Genomic DNA, 13,975 nt, shown 5'->3' with positions numbered 1-13,975 from the left:
GTCAACCGTGTGGGGAAGGTAGACGCGAGGCCCGCGCACGCCGGGCTTCGTTGTCATCAAGCGTGCGCAGCGTGGTGTGCACGAACTCGAGGTGGGCATGCGCGGCGGCGCGCGCGCGTTCGGGATCGCCGGCCAGGACCGCGTCCATCATCTCGCGGTGCTGGTCGGACAGTGGCGAGAAGGTTCTCGCCGAGGTGTAGAGCTTCTCGCGGCTCTGCGAGATGTTGGTCTGCAGCAGTTCGAACAGGCCGCGCATCACCTGCAGCAGCACCAGGTTGTGCGAGGCCTCGGCGATGGACAGGTGGAACGCCGCGTCGGCCTCCGCTTCGCCGGTGGGATCGTCCTTGCCGTGCGCATCCATCATGGTCTGGAACGCCTGCGCGATGCGCGTGCGGTCCTCGTCAGTGGCGCGCAGCGCGGCGTGCCAGGCGGTGGCACCTTCCAGTGCGTGGCGGATCTCCAGCACGTCGAAGCGGTATTCCGGGTCACCCTGGAACAGCGGCAGGTACGGTGCCAGCGGTTCATCCAGTGCCTGCCGCGCCCGCGCCGCCGGTTCGGCCACATAGGTGCCGCCACCGACCCGCGCCGTCAACAGGCCCTGGCTGGCCAACTGTGCGATGGCCTCGCGCAATGCAGTACGCGAGACACCCAGCTGCACCGCCAGGGCGCGCTCGGCCGGCAGCCGGTCACCCGGCTGCAGCCGCTGTTCCTGCACCAGGCCGCGCAGCTGCGCGGCCACCTTGTCCGAAATGCGTTGCGTGCTCATGGCGCCATTGTGGCCCGAAGCGCGCAGCGGGTGGTCGGCCGACCGTGCATGGCTCAGGGAATCATCCAGGTCAGCCAGTAGGCCTGGGCCAGGGTGATCAGGCCGACCATCGTGGTGAAGATCAGGCTGTGCTTGACCGTGAAACGGAACAGGTCCGATTCCTTGCCGGCCAGGCCGACCGCGGCACAGGCAATGGCGATCGACTGCGGCGAGATCATCTTGCCGGTCACGCCACCGGTGGTGTTGGCCGCCACCAGCAGCACCTCGGACACGCCGATCTGCTGTGCGGTGGTGGCCTGCAGTGCCGAGAACAAGGCATTGGACGAAGTGTCCGAGCCGGTCAGGAACACCCCCAGCCAGCCAAGGAACGGCGAGAAGAACGGGAACGCATCACCGGTGTGTGCCAGGGCCAGGGCCAGCGTGGCCGACAGGCCCGAGTAGTTGGCGATGAAGGCGAAGGCCAGCACCATGCCGATCGAGTAGATCGGCATGCGCAGCTCACGCACTGTCTCACCGAAGGTCTGCAGCGCCGAACGGGCCGGCATGCGCAGCGCGATGATGGCGATCACCGCAGCGAGGATGATCGAGGTACCGGTGGCCGAGAACCAGTCGAACTTGTAGATCGCCTCGTAGCTGAGCGGCGCGTCCACGATCGGTGGCATCTTCTGCACCATCTGGTCCAGGCCCGGCACCGGGATCTTCAACACCCAGTTCTCCAGCGGGCCGCCCGCCGCGAACAGCGACTTGAACGGTTTGATGCTCCACAGCGTAACCATCGCGGTGAGGATCAGGAACGGCGACCAGGCTTTGGCGATCTGGCCGACGCTGTAGCGCGGTGCCTCCAGCGCCTGTGCGGCCGCCTCGGCGCTGGTTTCGGTATCGAAGCGGAAGATCCGCACCGGCTTCCAGCGACGCAGGAACAGGGTCAGGCACACCAGCGATGCCAGCGAGGCGGTGATGTCCGGCAGTTCCGGGCCAATGAAGTTGGAGGTCAGGTACTGCGCGATGGCGAACGAGCCCCCGGCCACCAGCACTGCGGGCCAGGTTTCCCTGATGCCGCGCCAGCCATCCATGATCGCCATGATCCAGAACAGCACGATGATCGTAAGGAACGGCAGCTGGCGCCCGGCCATCTGGCCGATCTCGAAGGCATCCAGGCCGGTGACCTGCCCGGCCACGATGATCGGAATCCCCATCGCACCGAATGCCACTGGCGCAGTGTTGACGATCAGGCACAGGCCGGCGGCATACAGCGGCTTGAAGCCCAGCCCGACCAGCAGCGCCGCGGTGATCGCCACCGGCGCGCCGAAGCCGGCCGCACCTTCCAGGAAGGCGCCGAAGGCGAAGCCGACCATCAGCATCTGCAGGCGCTGGTCCTCGGTGACCGACAGGATCGAGGCACGGATGATGTCGAACTGCCCGGTCTTGACCGAGACTTTGTACAGGAACACCGCGCCGATGATGATCCAGGCGATAGGCCACAGGCCGTAGACGAAGCCGAAGCCGGCTGCGCCCAACGCCTGGGTCAGCGGCATGCGATAGAACAGCAGCGCCACGCCCAGCGCGATGGCCACGGTGATCGTGCCGGCGAGCCAGCCCTTCATCCGCAATACGGCCAGGGCGATGAAGAAGAACGCGATCGGCAGCAGCGCGATCAGGCTGGACAACCACAGGTTGCCGGCGGGGTCGTACAGGTGTTGCCAGGGCTGCATGAAGGCTCTCGACTGGGGCGGGATGTGCTCCACCGCAAGCGGTGGGTCGCCGAGGCTGTCGATTATTGGTCTTACCAATAATAATTTCGATCAGGCCACGTGCAGCGGATTTAACCGCCATCCCGGCGGAGAGCCTATTAGACCATAGGGCTAGTCGCCATATTGGTCATACCATTATGAATGACTGTGGTAGTGCCGCCCGCTGACCGGCAACCCCGTATTCCCTACGAAATCCGCCTCTCCAACCGCCGCATCACCGCCAGCACCAGCACGCACAGCACGCTGACCCCGATCGCGATCACATACTTGCCGATCCCCACGGCAATGCCGATGGCGGCGGCCATGATCAGTGAACTGGCAGTGGTCAATCCGCTGACCTGGTCCTCGCGCGAACCGCGCAGGATGGTGCCGGCCGCAACGAAACCGACGCAGGCCACCACCGCTTCAATCAGTCGCACCGGATCAACCTGCAGCAGATCGCGGTAGCGCTCCTGCTGGAAATGCTCGGCCACCGAATCACCGAGGCCGACGATCAGCGCAGCGGCGCCAGCAATCAGCATGTGCGTGCGCAGGCCCGCGGCATGCTTGCCCATTTCGCGCTCGACGCCGAGCACGCCACCAAACAGCATTGCCGCGCCCACGCGCAGCAGGATCGAGACATCCTGGGTGAGTTCCATCGCCGCCTCCGGGTGTTTCCGGCAGCGTTGCGTGCACAGCGTGGGACGGGGGTGAAGGCAGCACCACGGCTCGTTCACCCGGTGGCGCCAGGCCGCGCCCGGCGCCATCGGCGATCAATCCATCATTGCGCCAGGTAGCCACCGTCGATGGCGTAATAGGTGCCGGTCGCGAACGAGGCATCGTCGCTGGCCAGCCAGGCTACCAGCGCCGCGACTTCCTCGGCCGTGCCCAGCCGCTTCAGCGCGTGCCGTGCTTCCAGCGTGGCGCGCACCTTCGGGTCCATCTTCTCCAGCAGCGGCGTGCTGATGAACCCCGGACCGACCGCATTGACACGGATACCGTCGCCCGCATGTTCCCAGGCGGCGGTCTGGGTCAGCCCGACCACGCCGTGCTTGGCCGCGACATACGCGGTGGAACCGGCATAGCCCACCTGGCCCAGGATCGACGCCATGTTGATGATGCTGCCACCGGTACCCGCTGTACGCATCGCCTGGATCTGCGCACGCTGGCACAGGAATACGCTGGTCAGGTTGACATCGATCACGCGCTGCCAGCCATCGATCGGATAGTCACCGCTGCTGGCGGCCGGTCCACCGATACCGGCGTTGTTGACCGCCACATGCAGGCCGCCCAGTTCCTTCACCGTGCGCTGCACGGCCGCCTCGACGGCAGCATCATCGGTCACGTCCAGCGCAATGCCGATCGCCTGCGTACCGCTGCCCTGCAGTTGCGCCACCGTCGCATCCACCGCGTCCTGTTTCAGATCCCAGACTGAAATACGCGCACCGGACGCAGCCAGGGTCTGTGCGACTGCCAGACCGATGCCGGATACACCTCCGGTCACGATCGCGGTCTTGCCGGTGAGCTGGTAATCAATCATCTGCATTCTCCATCTGTGGGGGTATCGATGCGGCTGGCCGCTGTTGAACCCTCACGCTACGACGTTGCCTGTGATGACCCGGCAGACAGTGCGTCCACGAACGATCGTTCCACCCATAAAACCTCAACTCAAGTTGATGTATGGATCTGCGTATGGATTTGCATGCAAAACGCCGCCGTATGTTCTGTGCAACAACCAACTTGGCCGTATTGATCAATCGTTTTGACCATCTCGAAATCAAATGCAGATGAATCAGCGCGACAATAGGAAACGTTTCCAGTTTCTTCGACACACGAATTCCAATCTGGCGTTTCCCCAGCCATCCGGCATGCCGTCGCCACCGCATCGCAGCGGGTCTGCACAGGCCACGACCGGACGTGCATCTGCATCGCAGAGCGCATGGGCCAGGCACTGCCAGCGTCCACCTCCTGCGTACGTGCCGAGCAATGTCCCGATACTTCACTTTTGCCGATTACCGCCGCGTCGGCCACCGCCACGGCTTTGATTACCGCGCCGATCCGGAACACCTGCGCGACGACCAGTGGGCCGGCCACGGCGAGGTCAACGAGCAGTTCCTGCGCGGCGGCATGAGCCTGATCGCGTCCGACGTGCATAATCGTTTCCCGTACGTGGCCACCGCCCAGCAGAGCCCGGGGCTGGCCATCCGCGTGATGCTGCAGGGCCAGGTCGACGTCCGCATGCCACGACGCGCGGGCTTCACTCTGCGTGCCGGCACCGCGATGACCGCGCACCATCGCGAGCAGGTCGAGATGACCGGCGCACATCCGGGCGAGACGCGCATGCGCGGCGTCAGCGTGATGGTGCCGGCCGAGATCGATCCAGACCTGTTCCAGCTGCCACAACTGCAGACTGCGCTCAACACCCACCTGGAGTGCCGCCACTGGGCGATTCCGCACACCCTGCTGCCGGTGCTGGGCCAGCTGTTCGACAGTCCCTGGCAGGACGGCATCGATGCGCTGTGGCGCGAGGGCGTGGCCCTGCAGCTGCTGGCCGTCGGCCTCCAGGCCGAGGATCTACAGACCGACCACGTGCGCACGCTGCGCGCGGGACAGCGCGAGCGCCTGGAGCGTGTGCGCGCCTACCTGCACGATGATCCCAGCCACGCCCACAGCCTGCTTGAACTGGCGCAGCTGGCCTGCATGAGCCCGAGCTCGCTGCGCCGCCATTTCGCCCAGCAGTACGGCTGCTCGGTGTTCGACTACCTGCACGAGCAGCGCATGCGCCACGCCGAACAGGGCCTGCGCGAAGACGGCTGGACCGTCGAGCAGGCTGCGGCCGCCAGTGGCTATCGCCATCCCAGCAACTTCGCCGCCGCATTCCGCAAGCGCTTCGGTCTGGTACCCAGCCGCTGGCGTACCGGCCCGTCAAAGGTCGGGTAGCAGCTTCTGCCTCGGTAGGTGTCGACCATGGTCGACACGCTTTGGCATCAGCGTAGATGCCGGCCAGCGGCCGGCACTACCGCCATCATGCGACCACGACCAACGCGCCATGGCCCCGCGTTGGTAGGTGTCGACCTTGGTCGACACGCTTTGGCATCAGCGTAGATGCCGGCCATCGGCCGGCACTACCCGCATCATGCGACCACGACCCACGCGCCATGGCTCCGCTTTGGTAGGTGTCGACCTTGGTCGACACGCTTTGGCATCAGCGTCGATGCCGGCCAGCGGCCGGCACTACCGCCATCATGCGACCACGGCCAATGCGCCATGGCCCCGTGTTGGTAGGTGTCGACCTTGGTCGACACGCTTTGGCATCAGCGTCGACGCCGGCCAGCGGCCGGCACTACCGCGGCCGCCGGGCATCGCGTGCCCGGCGTACCTCATCAACCTCAGTACACCGGCAGATCGATGTAGCTGGCCTGCGCGGCGCTGTGCCAGACCCGCTGCGTGGCCTTCTGGTAGTCGCCCGGCTTTGCCAGGTAGATGTTCGGCACGTAGGTCTGCGGGTTGCGGTCGTACAGCGGGAACAGGCTGGACTGCACCTGCACCATCACCCGGTGCCCCTTCTGGAACGTGTGGTTGGCGTTGGGCAGATCGAATCGGTACGGCAGCACCTGGTTGGCGGCCAGCGGCTTCGGATCGCTGAAGCCCTCACGGTAACGGCCGCGGAAGATCGCCAGCGATACCGGCAGCTCATAGCCGCCCATCTCCGGCGTCGACGCTTCCTGGTCCGGATACACGTCGATCAGCTTCACCACCCAGTCGCTGTCGGTGCCACTGGTCGATGCCTGCAGGTGCACCACCGGCGCGCCGCCGATGCGCAGCGGCGCGGTCAGCGGTTCGGTGATGAAGGTCAGCACGTCCGGGCGGCCATCGACGAAGCGCTGGTCCTTGACCAGCCAGGTGGTCCACATGTCACGGTCTCCGAAACGCACCGGTCGCGGCACGAACGGCACCGGCTTGGCCGGATCGGACACGTATTCCTCGAAGTCGCCCTCGCCTGCCGCCGGCGCCTGGAACGCCAGCTTGCCGCCGGCGCGCAGGTACATCGGCTTGCTGCTGGCGGCACAGCCCTTGTCGCAGCTGCGCGGCCAGCCCTTCAAGCGGTCCCAGTGGTTTTCGCCGGTGTTGTAGATCAACACCGGCGGCGTGTCGGCCTTCGCTGCACCGTCCACCAGATACTGGTCGAAGAACGGCTTGAGCACATCACGGCGGAACTGCAGCGCGGTATCGCCATCGAACTTCAGCGCGCCCAGTTCGCTGCCGCTGTAGTTCACCTGGCTGTGCCGCCATGGGCCCATCACCAGGTAATTGCGGTTGTTGCCACTGTCGCGTTCTTCCATCGCCTGGTAGGCGTGGTTGGCGCCCCACATGTCTTCCTGGTCCCACAGGCCCTGCAGCCACATGGTGGGCACCTTCAACGGCGTCCTGGCCATCACCGCGTCCAGCGCCTGGCCCTGCCAGAAGGCGTCATAGGCCGGGTGCTCGACCAGCTTCTTCCACCAGGTCAGCTGGTCCACGCCGGTGAAACGCGCGTAGTCACCGGCCGAACCGATGCGCAGGAAAGTGCTGTAGTCGTCGTAACCGAGGCTGGGCAGCGGCGTACCCTTGCCGCGCTTCTCGGTCTGCATCGCAAAGTAGTTGAAGTTGACCTGGCGGAACGCGCCGTAGTTGAGCCAGTCGTCACCCATCCAGCCATCCACCATCGGGCTCTGCGGCGCGGCCACCTTCAGCGCCGGGTGCGGGTCGGTCAGCGCCATCACCACGGTGAAGCCTTCATACGACGAACCGAGCATGCCGACCTTGCCGTTGCTCTCCGGCACGTGCTTCACCAGCCAGTCGATGGTGTCCCAGGCGTCGGTGGAATGATCGACCTTGGTGTTGTTCAATGGCCCGCGCAGCGGCCGGGTCATCACGTAATCCCCCTCGGAGCCGTACTTGCCACGGATGTCCTGGAACACGCGGATGTAGCCGCCATCGACGAACACCTCGTCGCCCTGCGGCAGCAGGTCGCGCATGCGCGGCGAATCGCTGCGGTTGGCGCGGCCAGCGGCATCGTAGGGCGTGCGGGTCAGCAGGATCGGCGCGTTGTGGGCACCCTTGGGCACCACGATCACCGTGTACAGCTTGGTGCCATCGCGCATCGGCACCATCACCACGCGCTTGTCGTAGTCGCGGCCGACATCCGGCGCCACGAAGGGCTTGCCGCTGATGTCCGGGGTCATCGGCGGGGTATCGGCAGCCAGCACGCTGCTGGACAGGCAAAGGGCGATGGCTACAGCAACGGCTTGCACACGCATGGACAACCCCTTCCGGCAGGAAAGCCTCAAGCCTACTCCTGCCATGTGCCGTGAAGTGTGGGCGGGCTTTGCATTCTGCGGTGGATACGGGCAGGACTGATGGCACATGTGCCGTCGCCCGATAGTGCCGGCCGCTGGCCGGCAAGGTCATGATCCTGGGGCCGGTACGCGGTTGCCGGCCAGCGGCCGGCACTACCGATCAGGCGGCCACCTCATGCAGCGCCAGCCAGCACCAGCGCCCCTGCTCCTGCCGCAGTACCGCCAGCGACTCCCGCCATGCGGGTGCGCCGCCATCGATCGAATGCCCTTCGCGATAGCGCAGCACCGCCAGCGGTGAAGGCGCCTCCACCGCCTGCACGGCTTCGATGGAAATCTTCAGCCCTGCCCGTGCGCCATGGGCACCCGCGAACAATGCCTGCACGGCATGCCGGTCCAGCCGACGGCCGGCGATACCGACCATGCTGAAGTCCGCGCAGAAATGCGCCATCAGATCATCCAGTGCGTCGATGCCGGCCTCGGCACGGAACCAGGCCTGCAGTTTGTCGTGCAGGTGGTGGATTTCATGTTCTGCGGTGGTATCCATCATCAATTCCCGGAGTGTGGAAGAAGAAGCTGCTTCGGCCGACGCAACAGCAGCATCGGCAGCAGGGTCAGTACGGCGGCCAGGCCCAGCGCCACGCCAGTGGCGCGGACCGGCAGCCACTGCATGGCCAGTGCCAGCAGCAGCGCGAGCGCGGCGGTACCCAGGCAGAAGCTGAGCTGGCGGTTGAGATTCCAGAGCGCACTGGCATCGCCCAGCGCTTCGCCCTCGACCCCATGGAAGGCCAGTGTCTGCGCGGTGCTGCTGCACAGGCTGCCGCCAGCACCCATCAGCGCGAACAGCAGCCCGGCCAGCGCAAACGCCGGTTGTGGCGACAGCGCCATCGCCAGCAGGCCACTGGCCTGCAGGAACATGCCGGCACGCAGCACTGCGGCCGGTCCGAAGCGGGCCAGCAAGCGCTTGCTGGCGGTGATCGCAATGGCCGAGGCCAGCGCCCACGGCAGCATCAGCGCGCCGATGCGTGCGGCGCTGTAACCGGCCTGGTGCAGTTGCAGGGTGCTGACCAGCTGGCTGCCGATGAACACGCCCGGCACCGCCAGATATACCAGCATCGCCAGGCGCAGGCCGCGATGCGACAGCAGCGACCAGCGCAGCAGGGGCTGCGGCTGCCGACGTGCATGCCGCAGGTGGACGACGGCAAGCACCACCGCGACCATCAGCAAGCCGCTGCCGGCAAGACGATGACCGGGTTCGCCCAGCCAGGTCAACGCCAGCAGCAGCGCCGCCAGCGCCGTCATCGCGGTGGACAGCGCATGGGCCTGCAGGCGCGGCGCAGTACGACGGACGTCGGCCGGCATCCACGCCAGCACCAGCCCAATCGCCATGACTGCCAGCGGCAGGCTGGCCCAGAGCACACCGCGCCAGGACAGCCACTGCACCAGCAGCCCGCCCAGCGCCGGCGCCAGTGCCGGCACCAGCAACGCCACCAGCAGGATGCGCCGGGTCAGCGCGCCACGTTGGTCGGGCGTGCACTGCCGGTACGCTGCCGCCTGTGCCACCGGAATCAGCAGGCCACCGGCCAGCCCCTGCAGCAGACGCCACCCCAGCAGCCAACCGATGCCCGGCGCGGCTCCAGCCAGCGCAGCGGCGATCGCGAACAGCAGCAGTGCCACCAGCAGCAGGCGGCGCTCGCCACAGCGTGCGGCCAGCCATGGCGCCAACGGGATCACCACGCTCAGGCCCAGCATGTAGGCAGTGCCGACCCAGGCCAGGGTACCGACGTCGGCATGCAGCTCGGCCGCCAATGCCGGATAGGCCACCGTGGCAATGAACATGTTGACCAGGTCCAGGGCGAACACCAACAGGAAGATCGCCTCATGGCGCAGGCGGGGGGACGGCATCGACGGCGCTCCAGCAGGGAAGCGGCCAGCATGCCCGGCAGGCGTTGTTGGAAAAACACGACGACAGCTGCAACACTGTCAAATCTGTTTTGACAATTGACGCCTATGGTCAGCCTCGATCGCTTCGACATCTTCCGTGCTGTGGTCGAGGCCGGCAGCCTGACCGCGGCGGCCGACCGCCTCGGCCTGAGCCGCGCGGTGGTCAGCTTCAACCTGAAGCGGCTGGAACAGGAGCTGGGCGTGACCCTGCTGTTGCGCAGCACCCGTCACCTGGCCCTTACCGAGGCCGGTGAACAGTTCCTGCAGCACTGCGTGCAGGCACTGGATGCTGCACAGGCGGCGATCGATGCCGCGCGCCGCGACCAGCACCAACTGCAGGGCGTACTGCGCCTGACCACCACACCGGAGTACGCACAGCTGCGCCTGATCCCGGCACTGGAGGCGTTCCGCGCGCGCCACCCGGCCCTGCAACTGCATCTGTCGACCTCGCCGGCACCGGCTGACCTCATTCCCGAGCGTTTTGATCTGGCGATTCGTCTTGGCCGCCTGCCCGACTCTGGCCTGCATGCCAGCGAGCTGGAACAGCACCCGCTCTGCGCGGTGGCAGCACCTTCGCTGCTGGCGCGCCTGTCGTCCGCTGATGCCGCGGACGATCCGGTGCAGCTCGGCATGCTGCCGCGCCTGGGCTACCCACGGCTGGCCGATGTACCGGTGATCACGCCGGACGGAAGCGATGCGCTGTTTGCCACCAATCCGGCCAATGCAGTGGTACGTGTGGATGGCGCCAGCAGCCTGCGCGCCTTCGCCGTGGCCGGTGCCGGGGTCACCGTTCTTCCCCACTGGCTGATCGAGGACGACTTGGCCCAGGACCGGCTGCGGCCAGTACTGCGCCACCACCGTTTCCCACAGCAGAGCGTGTACGCGGTCTATCCACACAGCACCCAGCCCTCGCCGAAGGTCCGCCAGCTGATCGATTTCCTGCGCGACTGGTTCGCCGCATGAAAAAAGGGGACGGAGGGAATCAAGTCGTTTATGGCGAAAACGACTTGATTCCCTCCGTCCCCTTTTTCAGACACGGCCCGGTGAGGGGCCGTGTCCTCAGCATCAGCGCAGCACCTGCTCCACCAGCTGCACGTCCACGCTCTGCAGTGGCTCGGCCGCGTTGCGCGACAGCTGCACCTGGTAGGTACCGCCATCAATCTTCCACTGGCGGGCCTGCGCATCGTAATGGGCCAGCGTCTTCGGCTCGGCTTCAATGCGGATACGGCGCTGTTCGCCTGGCTGCAGGTTTACCTTGTCGTAGCCGATCAGGCGGATCGGCGTGGTGCTGCCGGCCGGAAGCTTCAGGTACAGCTGGGCCACGTCGGCACCGGCGCGCTTGCCGGTGTTGCGGATGTCGACGCTGGCGACCAGGCGCGAGCCTTCCACGCTCACCTTCAGGTTTTCATAGGCGAAGGAGGTGTAGGACAGGCCATGGCCGAAGGCGAAGGTCGGGGTCAGACCCTTGGCCGCCATCCACTTGTAGCCGACGTTGGCACCTTCGATATCGAAATCGAACACATCATCGAACGGCTTGGCCGGCTTGAAGCCGAGACCGTCGATATGCGGGCGCGGCAGCTGCGATTCGTCCACCACCCAGGTGACCGGCAGGCGCCCGGACGGATTGACCTGGCCGGTCAGCAGCGCGGCAATGCCTTCGCCACCGCGGATGCCCGGGTACCAGGCCTGCAGCATCGCCGGCACCTGCGCCAGCCACGGCGTGCGCACCGGGCCGTTGGTTTCCAGCACCAGCACGGTCTTCGGGTTGGCCTTGGCCACGGCCGAGATCAGCGCGTCCTGGTTGTCCGGCAACTGCATGTCCGGCAGGTCCACCGATTCTGCCGCCCACTGGGTGGCGAACACGATGGCGACGTCGGCCTGCGCGGCAGCCTTGGCTGCAGCGGCGGCATTGGAACCGTCCACATACTCGATGGTCGCGTCCGGGCGTGCAGCGCGCAGCGATTCCAGCGGCGAAGACGGGTGGAAGATCACCGGGCCCGGCCAGGTGGTCGGCATCACGCCCGGCACCGCATTGGTGCCCTTGGCGGTCACGCCCACCATCGACGAACCGCCGCCACCGATCACGCCCTTGTCGGCGTGGCCACCGATGATGACGATGCGCTTCACGCTGTCGGCCAGCGGCAGCAGATTGCCTTCATTGCGCAGCAGCACGCTGCCTTCTTCCACGGTGCGCTGGGCAACGGCGAAGCCAGCCTCGGCATCCACCTTCTGGTGCTGCGGCGGGTTGTCGAAGTTACCGTGCAGGAACATCGTGCGCAGGATGCGCGCCACCATGTCGTTCAGGCGCGCCTGCGGCACTACGCCACCGTGCACGGCCAGGCGCAGCGGTTCGTCGAAGAACACCGCCGCATCGAACACTTCACCGGCCGATTGCTGGTCCAGGCCGGCCAGCGCCGCCTTCGAGCCACTGTGCACGCCACCCCAGTCGGACATCACGAAACCGGGGAACTTCCATTCCTGCTTCAGCACCTGGTTCATCAGGTAGCCGTTCTCGCAGCCGTAGGTACCGTTGATCTTGTTGTACGAGCACATCGCCACGCCCGGGCGGCCGGCTTCCAGCGCGATCTCGAAGGCGAGCAGGTCCGACTCGTGCATGGCCTGTTCGCCGATGCGCACGTCGTGGAAGTTGCGACGGGTCTCCATGTCGTTCAGCGCGAAGTGCTTCATCGAGGAGATCACGTGCTGGCTCTGCACGCCCTGGATCAGCGCACCGACCATCGAGCCGGCCAGCAGCGGATCTTCACCGGCATATTCGAAGTTGCGGCCATTGCGCGGGTCGCGCTGCAGGTTGACGCTGCCCGACAGCAGGATGTTGAAACGCTGCTGCCACGCCTCGCGGCCCATGGTGGCGCCGCCGGCAAAGGCCACTTCGCGGTTCCAGCTGGACGCAGTGGACGGGCCCGACGGCATCGCGGTGGCGAAGTCGCCCGGACGGATGCCACCCGGATTGGTCACGCCGACGCCGGCATCGGCCGACTGCTGCGCGGGAATGCCCAGGCGCGGCACCGCAGGTACGAAGCCGGCCGAACCGACCGCGCCTTCCGGCAGCGGACCACCGTCCTTGCCCAGCCCGAAGTAGCTGTGCAGCATCTGGAACTTCTCATCCTCGGTCATCGCCTTCAGCAGCAGCGCAGCGCGCGCGTCGGCGTTGAGGGTGGTGTCCATCCACGGCGTGTCGCCATGCGTGTCGGCGGCATAGGCCAGGGTCAGCAGCGTGGCACGCAGGCTGCTGCCTTCCACCTTGAACGGCGCACTGCTGGCAGCCTGGAAGCCATCGCTGAAGTAGCTGGCGTCTGCTTCCAGTGCGACACGCGCCGGATCGAAGCCGGCCGCCGTGGCCGATTCGCCAGCCACCGCACCGAGCAGCACCGCCGGCGCACCCAGCCGCGAGCGCGTGACCAGCGCTGGCAGCTGGGCCGCGCCTGCACCTGCATCGGTATAGACCGCGACGGTGTGGCGGCCATCGTCCAGGCGCAGGTAGTTCAGGCCCGGCTGGTCGGGGCCGGACTCAGCGGCGATCGGCAGCCGGGTCAGCACGGCCTGGCCGCGCTGGGTCTGGCCATCGTCCTTGCCTGCGGCAATGAAGCGGTACTCATAGCCCAGGCCGTCGGCCAGCACCTGCAGCGGATCGACCTGGCCGATGCCGCGCTGCACCTGCCGCACGCTCACCGCGTCCACCTTCAGGCTCTTCAGCTGCGCAGCCAGCGCCGGCATTGCTTCGGCGCCGGGCGCCTGTTCCAGGGTCAACACGGTGAACGCCGCAGGGTCGGCCCAGGCCGGGGCGGCGAGCGCAGCAGACAGGGCGAGGGACAGTGCGAGCGGCTTTGTAAACGTTTTCATCGGCAGGCGTAATTCCGTTGCCAAGGCAATCGGTCCAGGGAAAGTGCCGCCGAAGGGTGCAGCGTTCATGCCGCGCAGGGGTTGCCAAGCAACGTCCCGCAGGCCGAAGGACGGGCCGGTCTGCGCGCGGGACCCTCCTCCCGGCGTGACAACCTGCCTGTCCGGGCCGCGCAGGGCGACCCAATCATGTGAAGATTGTGCGAGGGCGTTCACACCTGTCAACAGGACCTAAGTCACAGGGGCAACCTGGCCGCCGGTTATCAGGCCATCACCGGCAGTCATCAGCAGGCCGCACGGGGCTGCCGATAATGGGGCGTCACCGGCCCTGAAACCCGCCC

Annotated in this window: 10 protein-coding genes; 2 read left to right on the top strand and 8 right to left on the bottom strand. The window is 66.6% G+C overall.

Annotation, left to right across the window (positions count from 1 at the left end; translation table 11 throughout):
- Position 1 precedes the first annotated feature (1 nt).
- The 4 genes from lldR to SSKA14_RS11240 form a co-directional block, all read right to left on the bottom strand.
- Positions 2 to 766, bottom strand: a complete 765-nt coding sequence (lldR, locus tag SSKA14_RS11255) for a transcriptional regulator LldR (RefSeq protein ID WP_008264563.1) — start codon at positions 764 to 766, stop codon at positions 2 to 4.
- 53 nt (positions 767 to 819) lie between these two features.
- A complete protein-coding gene (lldP, locus tag SSKA14_RS11250; RefSeq protein ID WP_008266436.1) occupies positions 820 to 2,478 on the bottom strand; it encodes an L-lactate permease in 1,659 nt (552 codons plus the stop codon).
- Positions 2,479 to 2,702: 224 nt separating this feature from the next.
- Positions 2,703 to 3,155, bottom strand: a complete 453-nt coding sequence (locus SSKA14_RS11245; RefSeq protein WP_008265586.1) for an MgtC/SapB family protein — start codon at positions 3,153 to 3,155, stop codon at positions 2,703 to 2,705.
- 122 nt (positions 3,156 to 3,277) lie between these two features.
- Positions 3,278 to 4,036 (bottom strand): SDR family NAD(P)-dependent oxidoreductase, encoded by a 759-nt coding sequence (locus SSKA14_RS11240; RefSeq protein WP_040007489.1) that lies wholly within the window; start codon positions 4,034 to 4,036, stop codon positions 3,278 to 3,280.
- Between the two features lie 446 nt (positions 4,037 to 4,482).
- On the opposite strand from SSKA14_RS11240, the gene SSKA14_RS11235 reads away from it, so the two are divergent.
- On the top strand, positions 4,483 to 5,436 hold the full coding sequence (locus SSKA14_RS11235) for an AraC family transcriptional regulator (RefSeq protein ID WP_008266239.1): 954 nt from the start codon (positions 4,483 to 4,485) through the stop codon (positions 5,434 to 5,436).
- A 449-nt stretch (positions 5,437 to 5,885) separates the two neighbouring features.
- On the opposite strand, the gene SSKA14_RS11230 is transcribed toward SSKA14_RS11235, so the two are convergent.
- From SSKA14_RS11230 to SSKA14_RS11220, 3 genes are all read right to left on the bottom strand, one after another.
- Entirely contained in the window at positions 5,886 to 7,796 is a 1,911-nt protein-coding gene (locus SSKA14_RS11230) for a CocE/NonD family hydrolase (protein ID WP_008266754.1), read from the bottom strand.
- 199 nt (positions 7,797 to 7,995) lie between these two features.
- Positions 7,996 to 8,379 carry a DUF4440 domain-containing protein gene (locus SSKA14_RS11225; protein WP_008265212.1) on the bottom strand — a complete coding sequence of 128 codons (384 nt, stop codon included), beginning with the start codon at positions 8,377 to 8,379 and terminating at the stop codon, positions 7,996 to 7,998.
- A 2-nt stretch (positions 8,380 to 8,381) separates the two neighbouring features.
- Entirely contained in the window at positions 8,382 to 9,737 is a 1,356-nt protein-coding gene (locus SSKA14_RS11220) for an MFS transporter (RefSeq protein ID WP_008265332.1), read from the bottom strand.
- 105 nt (positions 9,738 to 9,842) lie between these two features.
- On the opposite strand from SSKA14_RS11220, the gene SSKA14_RS11215 reads away from it, so the two are divergent.
- On the top strand, positions 9,843 to 10,739 hold the full coding sequence (locus SSKA14_RS11215) for a LysR family transcriptional regulator (RefSeq protein WP_008267144.1): 897 nt from the start codon (positions 9,843 to 9,845) through the stop codon (positions 10,737 to 10,739).
- A 102-nt stretch (positions 10,740 to 10,841) separates the two neighbouring features.
- Here the strand turns inward: SSKA14_RS11215 and SSKA14_RS11210 are convergent, their stop codons facing one another.
- Positions 10,842 to 13,637, bottom strand: coding sequence for a glycoside hydrolase family 3 C-terminal domain-containing protein (locus SSKA14_RS11210; RefSeq protein WP_008266200.1), 2,796 nt, complete (start codon positions 13,635 to 13,637; stop codon positions 10,842 to 10,844).
- Between the last annotated feature and the right edge of the window lie 338 nt (positions 13,638 to 13,975).

Origin of the sequence: Stenotrophomonas sp. SKA14 (genome assembly GCF_000158575.1) — a bacterium.
Classification (GTDB): domain Bacteria; phylum Pseudomonadota; class Gammaproteobacteria; order Xanthomonadales; family Xanthomonadaceae; genus Stenotrophomonas; species Stenotrophomonas forensis.
The sequence above is the reverse complement of the archived record's forward strand: the minus strand, read 5'-3'. Positions and strand labels throughout refer to the sequence as shown.

Coding starts and splice junctions, on each gene's coding strand:
- SSKA14_RS11230 (WP_008266754.1), bottom strand. CDS start 7,796: ATGCGTGTGCAAGCCGTTGCTGTAGCCATCGCCCTTTGCCTGTCCAGC.
- lldR (WP_008264563.1), bottom strand. CDS start 766: ATGAGCACGCAACGCATTTCGGACAAGGTGGCCGCGCAGCTGCGCGGC.
- SSKA14_RS11240 (WP_040007489.1), bottom strand. CDS start 4,036: ATGATTGATTACCAGCTCACCGGCAAGACCGCGATCGTGACCGGAGGT.
- SSKA14_RS11215 (WP_008267144.1), top strand. CDS start 9,843: ATGGTCAGCCTCGATCGCTTCGACATCTTCCGTGCTGTGGTCGAGGCC.
- SSKA14_RS11245 (WP_008265586.1), bottom strand. CDS start 3,155: ATGGAACTCACCCAGGATGTCTCGATCCTGCTGCGCGTGGGCGCGGCA.
- lldP (WP_008266436.1), bottom strand. CDS start 2,478: ATGCAGCCCTGGCAACACCTGTACGACCCCGCCGGCAACCTGTGGTTG.
- SSKA14_RS11225 (WP_008265212.1), bottom strand. CDS start 8,379: ATGGATACCACCGCAGAACATGAAATCCACCACCTGCACGACAAACTG.
- SSKA14_RS11220 (WP_008265332.1), bottom strand. CDS start 9,737: ATGCCGTCCCCCCGCCTGCGCCATGAGGCGATCTTCCTGTTGGTGTTC.
- SSKA14_RS11235 (WP_008266239.1), top strand. CDS start 4,483: ATGTCCCGATACTTCACTTTTGCCGATTACCGCCGCGTCGGCCACCGC.
- SSKA14_RS11210 (WP_008266200.1), bottom strand. CDS start 13,637: ATGAAAACGTTTACAAAGCCGCTCGCACTGTCCCTCGCCCTGTCTGCT.